Origin of the sequence: Pelagibacterium lacus, assembly GCF_003345525.1 — a bacterium.
Lineage (GTDB): Bacteria > Pseudomonadota > Alphaproteobacteria > Rhizobiales > Devosiaceae > Pelagibacterium > Pelagibacterium lacus.
In genome coordinates, this window is sequence record NZ_QQNH01000037.1 from 1 (window position 1) to 16102 (window position 16102).

The window sequence follows — 16102 nt, forward strand, 5'->3', positions numbered from 1 at the left end:
ATAGGTGGACGACTTTTAAGCCGCCCGCAGCAGGACAATCCAGCCGCTACCGTGGACTAATTTTGCACCGCCGTTCTCACTTGAGGATCCCGCACAATCAACGATGTCGGCGACGGTGACGCGGAAGGTTTCGGGGGGCGCCAGTCGCCGAAGCGTACCCTTACGGCGGGAGAAATCCAGCATTACGGCATTGGTCTGCATGGGTGAACGAGGCCGTTCAAGCTGTAGCATCAAACGTGCCAGGTGGAGGCCAACGGATTGGATGGCGCGCCGGTCTTCAACCGAGCCTGGATGCTGGACGGCCCATGTATCGACCGTAAGGCGATGGACTGACCTCAAAGCTGCAGAACTGTACTCCGCCGCCAGCAGTCTGGTGAAGGCGGCAAAACATGCGGGCGAAGATTGCATATAGGCGTGGGTGGGGCCTTCCATATCGGGGAATACTGCACCGCATCCAACACAGCGTGTGGGCATGGGATGTTCTCGAAATACTGTCAAAGGCTGCGCTAGCGCTTATTTTTCTCCATGTAATGCGCGCGCTCATCTTTTGGCAGTTTTTCGGTTGCCATGCGCAGGCTGATGCGCGGCATGTGTTCCGCATGCTCGTCCAGAAACGCTATCAGTCTGGGCCGGTCGACCTCGCCTGCGGTCCGGAGCCATGATCCGATGGCTTTCTGAACATACTCATGCGGCTCATTGAGCAGCATTGCGCAGATGCGGAACGTGTCGCCGGTATCGCCGGCGCGAATGAAGAACCAGGTGGCCACGATCGCCGTGCGGCGCCGCCATGGATCAGGCGAGGCCGCCAACTCATAGAGAACATCCCTGGGTTTGTCGGCGAGCCAGCCACCAATCACGTGTGGCGCTGCGCGGTCGACGAGATCCCAGTTGTTTACACGGTCGTGTCTGCGCAGATAGAGGTCGAACAATGCTTCGCGTGTGGCCGCATCTGTCTTTTTCGCGCGAGCCTGGAAATCCATGATGGCGACCGCCCCCATGCGTACCTCGTAATGAGGATCGTCCAGAAGCTGTTCGATCTCCGTGAGCGGCATGGCGGCGAACTTTTTTGCCACAGGAAATATCTTGCCGATGCTTACGCCCATCACTGACGTGTTCTCCAAACCGTCGGCGAAGAACCTCGAGACATCAGCAACCTGATCGGGATCGCTGATGTCTCGGAGAGCCCGTATGAACTCGGCTGCGGTTGGACGTTCGCTCATTTCGGGCTCTCCCTGCTCACTTGTGCGGCTGCTCGGTTCCTGGTTCGAAATCAGATGTCGTTTGTCAAACCCGCATCCTGCAATAGGCGGGTTGCGAAATCCTTCCGGAAGTCGCGGATCGAGCTGAAGGAAGGACCTGCGACATGCAGGGCAAACACAACCGGGGCGGCGTCCTCACGGCTCAGATAGCCTGCGTACCAGCCAGAAAACGACCCGCTTGTGTCTTCGGGGTTATCGGGTCCGGAGCCGGTCTTGCCGTGAAGGGTGACGCTACCGAAGCTTCCTTCCTCGCTTGTGCTATCGAGGGCGTCGAGCGATGCTTTCGCCACACCCAGATCGCCCGAGACCAGGGCCTCTAGAAAATCAACCTGCTCATTGACCGAGATCAGCAACTCGCCCGTCAGCCAGAAATCGTCCGAGCCGTCCGGGGCTTCCGCGTTGCCGTAACCCCAGTCCGAGAGCTGCTGGCGGTAGGTGGCGCCACCGATTTCCAACGCCAGATCCTGGAAATACCAGACCGATGACCGTGCAAACGCCGTGCCGAGATCCTGACTTTCCTGCCAGACATCGGGCCAGTGGCTGGCGGCCGGGCGTTTGGCGGCATCCCATTCGCGCCATGCGTCAAGTGACGGGGCAACGCCTGTCTCCAGGGCGATCACAAGGTTGGGAATCTTGAACGTTGAAAAGGGTGTGTGGCGCGTATCAAGATCGCTGCCTTCCAGAACGTATTCCTCCCCGGTTTCCAGATCGCGCGCGAGAAAGGACAGGGTCAGATGGTCGGTTTCCGCGCTGTAGGGCGCAAGTTCGATTTGGTGTGTATCGGCAGCGGCATAGCTGGCGCTTGCCAGCACGAGTGTCGCAGCGGCCAAAGATGGAATGCCTGGGCGCAGGAGGCTGGAAAGGAGAGCAGTCATTGTTGTCGTCCAGTGATTGAAGGTTGATCGGAAGGGTGGAGGAGCACACACAAAGGCATCTGGCCCGGCATGTGCGCTTGATGATCCAGACGCGCGGATAGCGATATCGGCACTGCGAAGAAGGCCGGAGCGATTATCAGCCAGAGTTGCCAGTAAGACCTCATGGCACTGACAGCCCAGATCGTGATGATGGCGATGGCGGCCGCTACGGCCAGTACCAGGCCGACGGCGGTTACACACCTGCGTCGCAAGATGGTTTTCGCCTCCTCCATCTGGTCGTGGTTTGGCATAACGGGGCCGCATCGGAATCTATCTGTAGCCCGCCGCGTCGGCGGGCAGGTCCCGGTCCTGCACTTCACGCAGGTAGCGCCAGCAATCAGGCCGCGACCCGTCCAGATCGTCAAAGCCGTAGACTTGCGCCAACTGTCCGCTCGACAGCGATTGCCGGTTCCAGCGGGCTTTGTCTGGGTCGGCAGCCAGAGCCGCGACGGCACGCCCGACAAAACGCGGGCTTTCCGAGATCACGAAATGGGGGTGCCCTTGGCAGGCGTCGCGCCAGTTCGCTTCGGTGACGCCAAACTCTTCGAGCATGATTTCAGAGCGCATCCAGCCCGGTGTGATCGCTACTGAGGTTCCGCCGCGCGGTGCCAGATCCTTGCCATGCGCCCAGGCCATGCGGATAGCAGCTGACTTGGCGAGATCGTAGAAAGGTGACAGCCGGTAGTTTTCGGCATTGTATTCGGCGGTGCCGTCGGTCACCTCCACGAGCAGTCCACCGGGCCGTTCGATCATCAAGCCAAGGGCGTGATGGGCGGTGATCAGGTGCGTGTCGATGGCCAGCCGCAACATGCGCAGCCCTTTTTCAAGATTGTGCTCCCAGACCGGCGTGTCCCATTCGACCATGTACTCCCCGCCCCAGATATCGTTGACGAGGATATCGAGACGGCCCTGTTCGGCACGGATACGATCAACCAACGCCTCGACCTCTGCGGGCACCAGATGATCAACGCGCACCGCGATTCCCTGGCCGCCAGCCTTTGTCACCAGTTCAGCGGTTTCCTCGATCGTTTCGGGGCGCCCATACTCGGATTGCTGCTCTCGCGTCGTCCGACCGGTAACGTAAACGGTGGCACCAGCGGCACCGAGTTCAGTGGCGATGCCGCGGCCGGCCCCGCGGGTGCCGCCTGCCACAAGGGCGACCTTGGAAGTGAGCATGAATGTCTCCTGATCTCAGAGCCCGTTGCGCCGACTGAGCGGAACAGGTTGCAATGCAGTCAGATTCGTATAAACAAACAATCGTTTATAAAAGGAATCATCTTGTGCCAAGACAAAAGTCGCGCCCTGACAGCGAAATTCTGGAGTCCGCCCTAGCCCTCATGCACGAGCGAGGACCGGAAGGACTGACCTTCGCCTCGCTGGCCGAGCGTACGGGCCTGTCGGCAGCCACCCTCGTGCAGCGCTTCGGCAGCAAGCCTGCCATGGTAAAGGCGGCGCTGACGCAGTCGTGGGATCGGCTGCTGGAGGCGACTGAAGCGGCCATTGCGACAGTGGATAAGTCTCCAAAGGGGGCCGTGGAGCTGCTTGTTGCCCTCTCGGCAGATTATGGCGCAATCGACAGTTACGCCGACGGTCTCCTGATCCTGCGCGAGGACTTGCGCGACCCGGATCTACGAGCGCGCGGTAAAGCCTGGGGAGACAGATTGAGCGCGGCACTTGGTGAGTGTCTTGCAGGTGCAGATCATCCGAACCCAACGCTGGGCAGGCTGATGGCTTCGCACTGGCAAGGTACCTTGCTGTGGTGGAGTTTCGACCCGACAGTCGATGTCTCCACGTTCGTTGAAGAGAGCCTTTCCAGCTTCCTGGGGGTCTTGCGGCAGGGTGAATAGAGTGCATGGGTGCACGATTTTATTTGAGGCTCGCGCCCGAAGGGTAGACGCGGCTCAAGGAATGACCAATAGTCAGTGACTATCCGTCACTTATGACTGAATTGAGGCGTTCAATGGAAACAGTTTCAATCGGCACCGTTATGCGCACTTCAGCCTTAGGTCTTGGATGCATGGAATTTGGGACCCGGATTCCGGCCAATCGCGCTTTTGCCGTGCTGGACGCCTACTATGACGAAGGTGGTCGGTTCATCGACACCTCAAACAATTATGCTTTCTGGGCCCCCGGCGGAAAGGGTGGGGAAAGTGAGGAGGTTATTGGCGCGTGGCTTCGTGAGCGCGGGTGCCGGGGGGAAATGGTCATCGCGACAAAGGTTGGCGCTCAACCGACTGAGCCAGGTGCCGGCCTGGAAAAGGCAGAGGGGCTCGGTGCCGCCACAATAGCGGCAGCCTGTGAGGCGAGTCTCTCGCGACTGGGGCTGGATGAAATTGATCTCTACTATGCGCACATAGACGATGAAGCCACGCCACTGGAGGAAACACTGTTTGCGTTTGAGCAGCTTCGCCAGCGCGGACTCGTTCGTGGAATCGCCTGCTCCAATTACTCTGTGGATCGTTTCAAGGCAGCTAGAGGCAGATCTCTGGCCAAGGGTTGGCAACCCTATGCTGCGATCCAGCAGCGTCATTCGCTTCTGACGCCAAATGCTGATCACGATCTTGGGCTGCAAAGGACACTCGACGAGCGCCTGCGAGCCGAGCTCTGCACATCGGGCATTCCGCTCATAGCGTATTCGGTCTTGCTCGGCGGCAGTTACGATAATGGCGTTTTGCCTCCGGGCTACCAAAGCGAACGTAATGCTCAAGTGCTCAGTGCGGTCCGCGAAACGGCCATCGAGATGGAAACCACACCCAATGAAGTCGTTCTTGCAGCGTTGCTAGACTCGTCGTTTCCAATCGTTCCCCTGATTGCCAGTAGCGATCCGGACCGGATTCGAAAGCTGATGAAAGCTGCGGTCCTGAAATTACCAGAAGACAAGGTCAGGTCGTTGACGGCCGGCTGCTAGGGAGAGCCTTCAAGGCCAAACTTTGCCACCGGATTGAAGAGAGGAAAACCATGCACTCGAAGAAATTCCGACTTGTAACGGAAGAGCAGTTGCATGCCGTGTATGGTGTACCCGCTCCAGCTTCGTTGGCGAAGGAGGCCGATCATGTCCATGAGATCTATCGGCCATTCATCGAGCGCGCGCCTTTTGCTGTTCTGGCGACGTCAGGACCAAGTGGACTTGAAACCTCGCCGAGGGGCGATCCCGCCGGCCATCTGGTCGAGGTACTGGATCCCAATACGCTTCTCATGCCGGACCGGCGAGGCAACAACCGGATCGACAGTCTCCGGAACATCATTTCTGACCCTCGCATATCTCTGTTGTTCCTGATCCCTGGGATAGGAGAGACTATACGTGTGAAAGGGCGGGCTGAGGTGATGATTGATCCGGACCTACTGGAACGCTTTGCCTTGGACGGCCGGAAGCCTCGGACTGTCCTGCGTATTCTCGTTGAGCGCGTGTTTTTTCAGTGTAGTCGAGCGCTGCTCCGTTCGAAATTATGGGATTCGGAAACGCATGTGGAGCGGACCGCTCTTCCGAGTGCGGGCGCTATCCTGAGTGCGCTGTCCGCGAACGAAATCGACGGAGAGCGATACGATATCGAGTTGCCAGCTCGTCTGAAATCTACATTGTACTGATGCTATCAAACCATACGTCGTCAGAAACCGTCGCTTCACAAGCGCGCGAAACGATCGGACTGAGATCATGGATCCTGCGGTCGCTAATATGCGTTGCGTTGATCGTAGGCTTGAAACCGGTATTGGTCAGCGCAGACGAGACGCCCACTGCATGGCAACTGGCGAAATGTCGCTTCTACGAAGAGACCTGGCGCGACATGCTCGCGCATTTTGGGCCTGGTGCTCTAAGCGAACAGTTTGTGGACCAGAACGAGCGCTTCATCGCCGCGCATTGCCTCCAACGGATCGAGGTGTGTCCGAAGACGGAAAATGATCTCGCCGTCGCCAATGCCTTGACCCTCGGCACAATGAATGGCGACGTCGGCGGCACGTTCCTGCCATTCCGCTGCGACTGATCACGACGTCCCCTTTGCGAAGTCCATTCTCGGAAACGGGATATCTGTGATCATTAAATGACCAATAGTCATTGACTCTTGGTCACTATCCCGAGTACCAGAACTTGACGACGATGGTCAGGTTATCGATGCTGTCGGTTCACCCGTCAGATTTCATGTGCTCGGCCACCTCGTCGCGAAATGCGAAGAGGAAACGAATATGACGGAAGTGGCGGTTGCAACAACGGGCCCCTCAAACGAGAAACATTCGTATGAGCAGTTGATACAGACGGGTCCGCTCAGCCGGTTGTTTCGACCTATCATCCCTAAGCTTGCCATCTGCTCGACGTTGTCTGCCTTCGGCGCTGCGGCGGGGCTGCTGCCATACATCGCGATAGCGGAGATTGGACGGGCTGCACTGTCTGCGCCGAACTTGTCGCATGCCGCCATAACAGTTTGGGTCTGGGTCGGGATCGGAGTTGCCGGAGCGATCGCCCGGCTGATCCTGCTGTTCGCGTCCTCTCGCCTTGGCCACTACGCGGATGCACAGCTTCTGCATGATATTCGCGGCAAGCTTATCGCTCATCTCGCCGTCCTGCCGATCGGTTGGTTCCGTGCCTCGGGTTCGGGTGCGATCAAGAAGGTGATGACCGACGATCTGGAGGCCATGCACCAAATCATCGCTCATGCGCTCGGCGAGATCATCGGCGCCACTACGGCAATCGTCGTTGGTCTCGCCTACCTTGCCTGGGTGGACTGGCGCATGGCACTGGTCGTCGCGGCGACGCTGCTGCTGCTTTACGTGGCCTATCGTGTCGCAATGCGGTCGATGACTACGCATATGGCGCGGCTGTTCGAGACCGAGCAGAAGGTCAGCGCCGCCAGTGTCGAATATGCTGACGGCATCACGGTGGTGAAAACCTTCGGAACCGGCGGGCGGATCCTGAAGCGCTTTAACGATGCCGTTCGCGAAAACTCCGCCGCCATGAGCGCCTGGTTCGGCGAAACCCGCTACAGTTCCGCCTTCGCGCGCATCCTTTCCTCCGAAATGACGCTTTTGGGAGTCGTCGCGGCCTCCGGTCTCTGGATGGTTCAGCATGACATGCTGGCGATGGCTGACCTGCTGCCGTTTCTCGTCGTGGGCATTGGTCTGCCCACCGCCGTTTCTCCTGCTATTCAAGGTTCGCAGGGTCTGAGAAAGGGGCGCATGGCGGCCGGAAATGTCGAGGCGATCCTGAAACGTGACGGATTGCCGGAAGCGCGGCAGCCACGACTCCCCTCGGCATTCGATATCGAGTTCTCCGGCGTGAGTTTTTCGTATGACGGCTGCAACAACGTGATCGAAGATCTCTCGGCAGTCTGCCGGCCGGGGACCGTCACGGCGCTGGTCGGCCCATCGGGGGCGGGCAAGAGCACGCTCGCCAACTTAGTCCCGCGCTTCCATGACGTGACGAAAGGCGCAATTCGTATCGGTGGCATCGACATCCGCTCGATACCGAACTCCACACTGCTGTCATCGATGTCGCTGGTGTTCCAGGACGTCATCCTGCTGCGCGATACTGTCCTTGAAAACATCCGGGTCGCTCGTCCGCAAGCCGGTGTTGATGAAGTCATGGTCGCTGCCAAAGCCGCGCGCATTCATGATGTCATAGAGCGCATGCCGCAAGGATACGACACCTATCTCGGCGATGGTGCGGGGCTTTCTGGCGGTGAACGGCAGAGGCTGACGATTGCGCGTGCGATACTCTCCGGCGCGCCGATCGTAATCCTCGACGAAGCGACGTCCGCCCTCGATCCAGACAGTGAAACGGCCGTGCAGGAAGCCTTGGCCGAACTTGCGCGAGGCAAAACGGTGCTGGTGATCGCCCACCGTCTGCACACGATCAGGAGCGCCGATCAAATCCTGGTTCTGCAAAGTGGCCGCCTGGTTGAACAGGGCGATCATGACCAGCTTGTCGCAAAAGGAGGGATCTACGCCCGGATGTGGCTGGCTCAGGAGAAAGGAGCAGCCCAATGATCCTCAATCTTTTCCGTCTCGGCTCCAATCCTGCTCTGGTTTATCGACTGGGAATACTCACGGCTCTACGTGCGCTCGTGCAGGGCATGCTGCTTGCCCTCCTGATTCCGATCTTTCACGCTCTTCTACAACCGCAGCCTGATTTTGCAGCCGCGGGGCCTTGGCTCACCGGCGCTGCAGTTTGCCTGATCATCTACTGGCTGTTGAGTGCGATCGCGACGCCCGCTGGCTTCGCAGCGAGCATCGAACTGGGCGACAGCCTGCGTCATCGCGTTATGGAGCATGTGACGCGCCTGCCACTCGGATGGTTCACGCCCGATCAGAAGGCTCGCTTGTCGCGCGCTGTTACCGTGGACACGACGGCGATCGGCCACCTCGCCGTCGAACTCGGCTCGCCCGCAATCACAGCGACCATCGTTCCGCTTTCAATCATTGTCATCAGTTTCTTCATCGACTGGCGGATGGCGCTCGTTTTTGCCGCGATCGCGCCGCTGGCCTTCATCACGCTGAAGCGTGCGGGAGACATTGCGTCCAAGGCCGACGAGGAACTCGACGCGGCATCAACGGAGTTGGCCGGACGCGCTATCGAACTGGGACAGGCCCAGATCGTGCTGCGCGCAGCGGGACAAGCGGAAAGCGGCAGCGCCCGCATGCAAAGCGCCCTCGATGCGCACCGCGACGTCTATCGTGAAGGTCTGCGTAAATCGATGGTGCCGGATCTGACCTATACCGGGACCGTCACGCTGGGTTTCACCGCCATTTTGCTGCTCGGTGCCTGGCTGCTGACTTCGGGCGAGATCGGCTTAGCCGATGCGGTTGTCCTGCTGATCCTCGCCGTGCGGTTCATGGAGCCGCTCGGTGTCCAGATTGAGTTGATCGGTGCCCTTCGGGCGATGGATAATGCAGTTGCGCGCGTCCGGTCGATACTCGACACCAAGCCACTTCCAGAAGCCCCGAAGCCTGTTCGTCATATCGAAGATGCTTCGATCAGCTTTGAGGATGTGACGTTCGGCTATAGCGATGCTCCCGCACTCGAAAAGGTCTCGTTCGACTGCGCGCCGGGCACGATGACAGCTCTTGTCGGACCTTCCGGTTCGGGCAAGACGACGGTCACGCGGCTTATCGCACGTTTCCATGACGTCGATAGCGGCACGATCCGCATTGGCGGGCATGATCTGCGCCAACTCGACAACGTGGTTCTGATGGAAGAGATCGCTATCGTTTTCCAGGACGTCTACCTGTTCGACACGACGATCGAGGAGAACCTCCGCATCGCTCATCCCGAGGCGACGGAGGAGGAATTCGCAGCTGCTGCTCGCGCAGCGCGGCTCAACGAAGTCGTCTCGCGGCTTCCGCATGGTTGGCAGACACGCGTTGGCGAAGGCGGCGCCCAGCTGTCAGGCGGGGAGCGCCAACGCGTATCGATCGCTCGAGCCTTCCTCAAGCAAGCAAGAATCGTCCTTATAGACGAGGCCAGTTCGGCGCTCGACCCGGAAAACGAGCGTGCCGTGGCCGAGGCGATAGCTAACCTCTCCAGCGACGGCCGTAGAACGGTGATCGTGATCGCTCATCGGCCGGTCACATTGGCGGCGGCTGACCAGGTAATCACGCTCGACAAGGGACGTGTCGTCGAAATCGGCTCACCGGAGCATTTGCGCCAATCAGGCGGCGTGTTTGCCCGGCTGTTCTCCCAATATGAGCGTGCCCGTTCCTGGCGCATCGAAGCCGTGGAAGGCGCGAGCCAATGACGATTTTCAAGGAAACGCGTGCACGCGTCACGATGAAGTCCGACAGCAACAACCTTGCCATCTCTGACACTGGCTTGCGGGTGCGCATAGCCGCTGTACCGCGCGATTATGAGATCGCCGCCGTCGATGTGGTGATTCATCTGCGTCCCGCCGGCGAAGATTATCGGACAGCAGACCCAATATGAGCCGCGTCGAAGATGTACCTGACGCTGACAGTATTGCGCATGCTGGCGCCTCGGCTAAGGCCTTTGACGATGGGCGCGTGGTGGCCACCGATAGATGGACTGCGCTTGTCTTGGCCTCTCTGGGTGTGACGCTTTTTGCCGTTGTTTTGGTAAGTATTTGCGCCGGACAATACACTATCGCACCTGCGACCGCTCTTTGGACTCTGATCGATAAGTTGGGTGGAGCGGACATGCTGGCTTATGGCTTAGGTGGCAGCAGCACGGCGTGGACAGAAATGGACGAGCGCATAGTCACGCTTGTCCGTGGACCACGAGTTCTGCTGGCTGCCCTTTGCGGTGCTGGCCTGGCAGTCGCCGGGGCCGCGTTGCAGGGCATCTTCCGAAACCCACTTGCAGCTCCCGAAATGTTGGGCGTTTCTGCAGGCGCGGCTTTCGGTGGAGCGATAGCGATACTGCTAAGTCTTCCGGGCTTGCTGATGATCGGAGGTGCATTCACATCCGGCATGATCGCGCTCCTGATCGTTGGGGCGATTGCTCGCGTGGAAGGTGGAAGCGCTCCGACGAGTGTCCTTCTCGCCGGCGTGATCGTCGGCGCGTTCTTCATGGCGCTTGTATCGGTGACACAGCTCTTCGCCGATCCTCACAACTCTCTTCCCGCAATCACTTTCTGGCTTATGGGTAGCTTTGCCTCAGCAAGCTGGGACCAGGTGGGAATAGCTTCGCCCGCGGTGTTCCTCGGGTGTGTCGTGCTTTGGCTGATGCGGTTTCGCATCAACGCTCTTTGTCTGGGCGAAGAAGAGGCCCGCACGCTCGGCATTCCTGTCGAAGGCGACCGCTGGCTGGTCTTGATCTCGGTTGCGTTGATCGCGGCAGCGACTGTTTCCGTCGCTGGAATTGTCGGCTGGGTTGGCATTGTCATCCCCCATGCCGCACGATTCCTAGTGGGGCACGATCATCGAATCCTGCTTCCGGCCTCCTGCCTGTTGGGCGCGAGCTATCTCTGCGCCGTGGACACGGTGGCACGTAGCGCAACGCCCGGTGAGATTCCGGTAGGAGTGCTGACTGCCCTCATTGGCGCTCCATTCATAGCCTGGATGCTTCGCAAAGCCCTGATGGGCAGGGGAATTGGCTAATGTTGCAGCTAAGCGATGCCGGCGTCCGCTTTGGCCAAAGGTGGATATTCCGCAATCTGACATTGAAGATCGATGACCTCACCTGCATCGCGCTTTTGGGACCGAACGGGCGCGGCAAGACGACGTTGCTGCGGGCGATTGCCGGACTTCAAACATTGTTTGAGGGCAAACGTTCAGGCCCTTCGAAAATCGGATATGTCCCGCAACTAACCGGAACTCCGCTTCCCTTTTCGGCCATCGAAATGGTCGTGATGGGACGCTCTCGTGCGCTCGGTGTGTTCGGATCGCCCCGAAAGCAGGACTATCAAATCGCCTATGAGGCTCTTGCTGAGGTCGGGCTTTCGGGTCTTGCTAATCACGCATTCGACAGGCTCTCCGGCGGAGAGCGTCAACTCGTGCTGGTCGCACGGGCTCTGGCGAGCGAAGCCACAACGATCATTCTCGATGAACCCGCTTCTGCCCTCGATCTCGCCAATCAAAGCCGGCTTCTTGGCATCATACGCGATCTCAAGGAGCGTTCGCGTTTCACGCTCATCTTCAGCACGCACCTTCCTCAGCATGCTCTGCAAGTCGCCGACGAAACCGTGCTGATGCTTCCACACGGGCAGACCGCTCAAGGTAGCAGTGCCGCTATCCTGACTGAAACCAACATGACGGAGTTGTATGGAATCCCGGTACGTCGTGTGCCGATGCCCGGTCAGGTTGACGCCGTCGTGCCGATCTTCCGTTGAATATCTAGGTGACCAGATGGACTTTCGGGCATTGAATCGCCGCGAACTGATGAAGTCGTTTGCGCTTGGCGTTGCCGGCTCGTTGACGGGCGGCAAAGCACTGGCCAACGACAATGAGGTAAGTTTTGTCGATCTGGCCGGAACGGAGCATATCCTCGATGCACCGGCGACGCGCATTGTCGATCTCGTCGTGCTATCGGCATTCGTAATTGCGGCGCATGGAAATCCAGATCGTCTAATCGCAGTCCATCCCCGCAACAGGGACGAGTTTGAACGGGGGTTCCTGCACCGTATTTTTCCCCGTGTTCTGGATATCGATACCAGCATCATCGTTGGCTCGGACTTCAATCCCAATGTCGAAGCCGTCGCAAACCACGCGCCGGATGTCGTGCTTCAATGGGGAGACATGGGAAATGACTTGTTCCGCCCCCTCGAGAATGCGGGACTCCGCGTGGCGAAATACCAGGAGGTCCGGGAAGGAGCCGATGAAACGATAGAACGGCTCTTGTTGATGCTCGGCGCGATCATTGGAGATACGTCGCGTGCCGAAAGGCTTATCGCCTATCGACGCTCCGTTGACGATCGGCTGAGGACGCTGACCGAGCGACTGGAGCCGGAGGCGCGTCCTTCCGCCTTGATTCTAACGATTGCAGGAAACAGCTTTTATGCTTCTGGCGGCGGGGCCGAGGGAACCTACTCGTTCTACCTTTATCGGGCTGGGGGACTGAATGCCGCTGCAGACCTTCCGAACTTTGCCCAAGTCAGCGCTGAACAGATCGCGGCCATGGAGCCAGACTGCATTTTTCTGTTCAATGTCCCAGGCGTTTCTCCATTGAATATTCTGGAGCATCCCATTCTAGGACTGACGGCTGCCGCACTCAGCGGCCGCGTTTATCTGATGCCGACGGGTTCACATCATTGGGGATCAGTAGGGCCAGAAGATCCGCTGACGTCACTTTGGATGGCTGAGCTGCTGCATCCGGACCGTTCAGACTGGAATCTACGAAACGAGCTGGCATTCGCGTACCGCTCCATGTTCGGCCAAGCTTTTAGCAATGATGATCTCGACGAGGTTCTCCACATCGCGGTTAATCATAATAGTGCGGAATATGGGCGCTTCTTACCTTAGATAAGACGCCTTGATTGTGCCCTTCTAGCCCGATCCTCGACAGGACATGTAGTTTCGCATGACTATGCAGCTAGTCCGACAACCCGCCGACTTAACATCTCTATCTCCTTGATCAGTTTTCTCTTCGTGATCGGATCGGGGCTGAATATCAGATCATCAATCACGCCATGCAGCGCCGAATAGAGGTAGACGGCGACAAAATGGGGGCTGCCGATAGACCATGCGCCGGACTGTTTTCCTGAGGACAACAGCTCTTCGAGCGGGGCTACTATGATGTTGGTAAGGTTGCCGTTTGGTATTTGCGGGTGCTTGTGGAACAACATGTCCACCAGAGGCGCGTCATTTAGATAGCCATCCACGCTGCCAGCTACCCACGCCGCCAACTTCCCTGCGAAATCGCCTTCGCTTTCGTTGTTTATCTCAGCGCGAACTTTCCGAACATATTCCTCGACGAACCGCGATGCCAGCGCCGCATGGATATCTTCTTTCGAGCTGAAATAGATGTAGAAGGTCCCTTTGGCGACTTCCGCGGCATTGGTGATCTGGTCGACAGTAGTATGGTTCACGCCATGCTCGATGAACATGCGCTGAGCCGCATTCATAAGGTCATCGCGTCGCTCTTCGGGGGGCTTTGTCCTTGGGCGCTTTGGAGGCTGGGTATCGGCGGACGTCATCTGGAGCTTCTCCTGAAATGACTGGACCACAGTCACTTCGGTTCTATCTCACGGATCTGCGAGCGCATCAACGCGTAACACCGGACAGGCCGTGGGTCGCTTCCAGAGGAAGCTTCACGGAGAGTTTAATGACTAACCGTCAGTCATAGTATATGTTGGATTGCCGAATAATCTCGGGCGCAGCGGCAACCTACAGGGAAACAACTACGGTATCGAACTATGAGGCGGCGTGTAAGGAAGCGCGGATATGGGAGCTCGTCGGCATCTATGCTCGGAGAGCGCTCCCCATTAGGAGGCCGCATACCGCTTGCGGCGTTGATCCACACTGTTGCCGTCGCCGAACACCTGAACTTCCGCCACGCCGCGAACGCTCTCGGTGTGGCGCAATCCAGCGTTAGTGCACGTGTAAGGGCGCTGGAGGAAGACCTTGGCATACTCCTATTCGAGCGACACGCACGAGGTGTCCGGCTCACCGAAGCCGGACGGCACTTCGTCGAGCAGATAGTGGCCGGCGTGGATCAACTGGACCATGCGGTGAGGACCGCAGGCATGGCAGCATCGGGAAAACTCGGCCGGCTTCGCATCGGCGTCCCTGCCTTAATTCCGCGCAGCTTCCTTGCTGAGCTGATCGCGCAGTATCGCAACGACTACCCCGGCATCAACTTAGAGATAATCGAGGGTACGGCCCGCGATGCGGTGATGCAGCTTCGTGCCAACCGGTTGGATGTGGCATTTGTTGCCGGCACGCCCCATCTGTCCGACTGCCATACACGACCAATCTGGAGCGAACCACTGGTCGCCGTTTTGTCGAATGATCATCGCCTCGCCGGGCAGTCCACGATCACCTGGACCGATCTTGTTGGCGAGACCTTCCTTGTCCGCCACGGCGGCACGGGACCGCAGATCCACGACCACATCATGTTGCGCTTTGCTGGACGCTGGCCGGCGCCGTCCATCCTGCGTTTCGATGTGGAGCGGGGCACACTGTTATCCATGGTCGGACAGGACTTCGGCATCACCATCGTCGGAGGGGCCGCGGCGCTACAACCGATGAGCGGCATCGTGTTCCTGCCGATCGCGGATGAGCCGAAGCCCTTTACCTTTACCGGTGTCTGGTCACCGTTCAATGGCAGCGCCGCGCTGAAAAACCTGCTCAACATTGCAGACAGAATGAAGCGTTCCGGTGATTCACCTTGCCAGCTACGCGGTGGCGATCACCCGACCGGATAGCGGTAAAGGCAGCCCTCCTATTTGCCGCCGGTAGTATCCGGCAGCCCTCCCGCAGCCTCTTCCCTGTTGCTTATCACCATTTTTCCTACTCTCTGATGCTCTTCGTCTCTTTTGCCGACTGGAGACTGCATTGCGCGGAGGCCGAATCCTTTGGGGTCAGATCGCGGTCGTCTTCACCATCGTTCTGGTGATGGTGTGGGCAGCGACACAATGGGTCGCGTTCCGCCTCGGCTTTCAGCCGCAGCTGGGCAATCCCTGGTTCAACCTGGCGGGCTTGCCGGTCTATTATCCGCCCGCCTTCTTCTGGTGGTGGTTTTCCTTCGATGCCTATGCGCCCGCGATCTTCGTCGAGGGTGCCTTTATCGCAGCGTCCGGCGGGCTCATCGCAATTGCCGCCGCCATCCTGATGTCGATCATCCGGGCGCGGGAAGCGCGAAACGTCGCCACCTATGGCTCGGCACGATGGGCCGAGGACAACGAAATCCGTTCCGCCGGGCTGCTCGGCCCCGATGGTGTCGTGCTCGGTCGATATGAGCGCAACTACCTGCGCCATGACGGCCCCGAGCATGTCCTGTGCTTCGCCCCGACCCGATCGGGCAAGGGTGTCGGCCTCGTGGTGCCAACGCTGCTGACCTGGCCGGGAAGCTGCATCGTCCATGACATCAAGGGCGAGAACTGGACGCTGACGGCCGGCTTCCGCGCAAAGCATGGCCGTGTCCTGCTGTTCGACCCCACCAATGCCAGATCGTCCGCCTACAATCCGCTGCTGGAAGTGCGGCGGGGCGAATGGGAAGTCCGCGACGTGCAGAATATCGCGGATATTCTGGTCGATCCCGAAGGCAGTCTCGACAAGCGCAACCACTGGGAAAAAACCAGCCATGCCCTGCTGGTCGGCGCGATCCTGCACGTTCTCTATGCCGAAAAGGACAAGACGCTGGCAGGCGTCGCCAACTTCCTCTCCGATCCGCGCCGTCCCGTCGAGACGACCCTGCGCGCCATGATGAATACGCCTCATCTGGGCGAAAACGGAGTTCATCCCGTTGTGGTGTCAACGGCGGGGTAAAAGTCGGCCATTGGGCGGCGCAAAACCAGGCCACTTGATGTTGGGGGTATCGAGCGCCGG

General features: G+C 58.9%; 16 protein-coding genes and 1 pseudogene. 12 read left to right on the plus strand and 5 right to left on the minus strand.

Going from position 1 to position 16102, the window contains the following annotated elements; all coding sequences use genetic code 11:
• Positions 1-15 precede the first annotated feature (15 nt).
• The 4 genes from DVH29_RS16745 to DVH29_RS15040 all read right to left on the minus strand — a co-directional run bounded on the left by DVH29_RS16745 (position 16) and on the right by DVH29_RS15040 (position 3349).
• Positions 16-474 (minus strand): DUF5946 family protein, encoded by a 459-nt coding sequence (locus DVH29_RS16745; protein ID WP_369333224.1) that lies wholly within the window; start codon positions 472-474, stop codon positions 16-18.
• A gap of 32 nt (positions 475-506) precedes the next feature.
• Positions 507-1220 carry a DNA alkylation repair protein gene (locus DVH29_RS15030; RefSeq protein WP_114647007.1) on the minus strand — a complete coding sequence of 238 codons (714 nt, stop codon included), beginning with the start codon at positions 1218-1220 and terminating at the stop codon, positions 507-509.
• A gap of 50 nt (positions 1221-1270) precedes the next feature.
• On the minus strand, positions 1271-2134 hold the full coding sequence (locus DVH29_RS15035) for a penicillin-binding transpeptidase domain-containing protein (RefSeq protein ID WP_158541697.1): 864 nt from the start codon (positions 2132-2134) through the stop codon (positions 1271-1273).
• Between the two features lie 309 nt (positions 2135-2443).
• On the minus strand, positions 2444-3349 hold the full coding sequence (locus tag DVH29_RS15040; RefSeq protein WP_114647009.1) for an SDR family oxidoreductase: 906 nt from the start codon (positions 3347-3349) through the stop codon (positions 2444-2446).
• A gap of 53 nt (positions 3350-3402) precedes the next feature.
• On the opposite strand from DVH29_RS15040, the gene DVH29_RS15045 reads away from it, so the two are divergent.
• The 10 genes from DVH29_RS15045 to DVH29_RS15085 all read left to right on the plus strand — a co-directional run bounded on the left by DVH29_RS15045 (position 3403) and on the right by DVH29_RS15085 (position 13075).
• On the plus strand, positions 3403-4020 hold the full coding sequence (locus DVH29_RS15045; protein ID WP_245945024.1) for a TetR/AcrR family transcriptional regulator: 618 nt from the start codon (positions 3403-3405) through the stop codon (positions 4018-4020).
• A 113-nt stretch (positions 4021-4133) separates the two neighbouring features.
• The gene (locus DVH29_RS15050) at positions 4134-5081 is read left to right on the plus strand and encodes an aldo/keto reductase (RefSeq protein ID WP_158541698.1); all 948 of its coding nucleotides are present in this window, start codon (positions 4134-4136) and stop codon (positions 5079-5081) included.
• Between the two features lie 50 nt (positions 5082-5131).
• Positions 5132-5758, plus strand: coding sequence for a pyridoxamine 5'-phosphate oxidase family protein (locus tag DVH29_RS15055; RefSeq protein ID WP_114647012.1), 627 nt, complete (start codon positions 5132-5134; stop codon positions 5756-5758).
• 110 nt (positions 5759-5868) lie between these two features.
• Positions 5869-6153: a hypothetical protein gene (locus DVH29_RS16265; protein ID WP_147276126.1), complete on the plus strand. Its 285-nt coding sequence runs from the start codon at positions 5869-5871 to the stop codon at positions 6151-6153.
• A gap of 199 nt (positions 6154-6352) precedes the next feature.
• Positions 6353-8149: an ABC transporter ATP-binding protein gene (locus tag DVH29_RS15060; RefSeq protein ID WP_114647020.1), complete on the plus strand. Its 1797-nt coding sequence runs from the start codon at positions 6353-6355 to the stop codon at positions 8147-8149.
• Entirely contained in the window at positions 8146-9897 is a 1752-nt protein-coding gene (locus tag DVH29_RS15065) for an ABC transporter ATP-binding protein (RefSeq protein ID WP_114647013.1), read from the plus strand. The genes DVH29_RS15060 and DVH29_RS15065 overlap by 4 nt, the downstream gene beginning before the upstream one ends.
• Positions 9894-10082 (plus strand): hypothetical protein, encoded by a 189-nt coding sequence (locus DVH29_RS15070; RefSeq protein WP_114647014.1) that lies wholly within the window; start codon positions 9894-9896, stop codon positions 10080-10082. Before DVH29_RS15065 ends, DVH29_RS15070 begins: the two co-directional genes overlap by 4 nt.
• Positions 10079-11215, plus strand: a complete 1137-nt coding sequence (locus tag DVH29_RS15075) for a FecCD family ABC transporter permease (RefSeq protein WP_114647015.1) — start codon at positions 10079-10081, stop codon at positions 11213-11215. Before DVH29_RS15070 ends, DVH29_RS15075 begins: the two co-directional genes overlap by 4 nt.
• Complete coding sequence (locus tag DVH29_RS15080) at positions 11215-11946, plus strand: ABC transporter ATP-binding protein (protein ID WP_114647016.1); 732 nt, start codon at positions 11215-11217, stop codon at positions 11944-11946. The genes DVH29_RS15075 and DVH29_RS15080 overlap by 1 nt, the downstream gene beginning before the upstream one ends.
• 16 nt (positions 11947-11962) lie before the next feature.
• The gene (locus DVH29_RS15085) at positions 11963-13075 is read left to right on the plus strand and encodes an ABC transporter substrate-binding protein (protein ID WP_158541699.1); all 1113 of its coding nucleotides are present in this window, start codon (positions 11963-11965) and stop codon (positions 13073-13075) included.
• A 62-nt stretch (positions 13076-13137) separates the two neighbouring features.
• On the opposite strand, the gene DVH29_RS15090 is transcribed toward DVH29_RS15085, so the two are convergent.
• A complete protein-coding gene (locus DVH29_RS15090; protein ID WP_114647018.1) occupies positions 13138-13749 on the minus strand; it encodes a TetR/AcrR family transcriptional regulator in 612 nt (203 codons plus the stop codon).
• 267 nt (positions 13750-14016) lie between these two features.
• On the opposite strand from DVH29_RS15090, the gene DVH29_RS15095 reads away from it, so the two are divergent.
• Both DVH29_RS15095 and DVH29_RS15100 read left to right on the plus strand, forming a co-directional pair.
• Complete coding sequence (locus DVH29_RS15095) at positions 14017-14979, plus strand: LysR family transcriptional regulator (protein ID WP_245945026.1); 963 nt, start codon at positions 14017-14019, stop codon at positions 14977-14979.
• A gap of 130 nt (positions 14980-15109) precedes the next feature.
• A pseudogene (locus tag DVH29_RS15100) lies at positions 15110-16036 on the plus strand (type IV secretory system conjugative DNA transfer family protein); the annotation flags it as partial.
• Between the last annotated feature and the right edge of the window lie 66 nt (positions 16037-16102).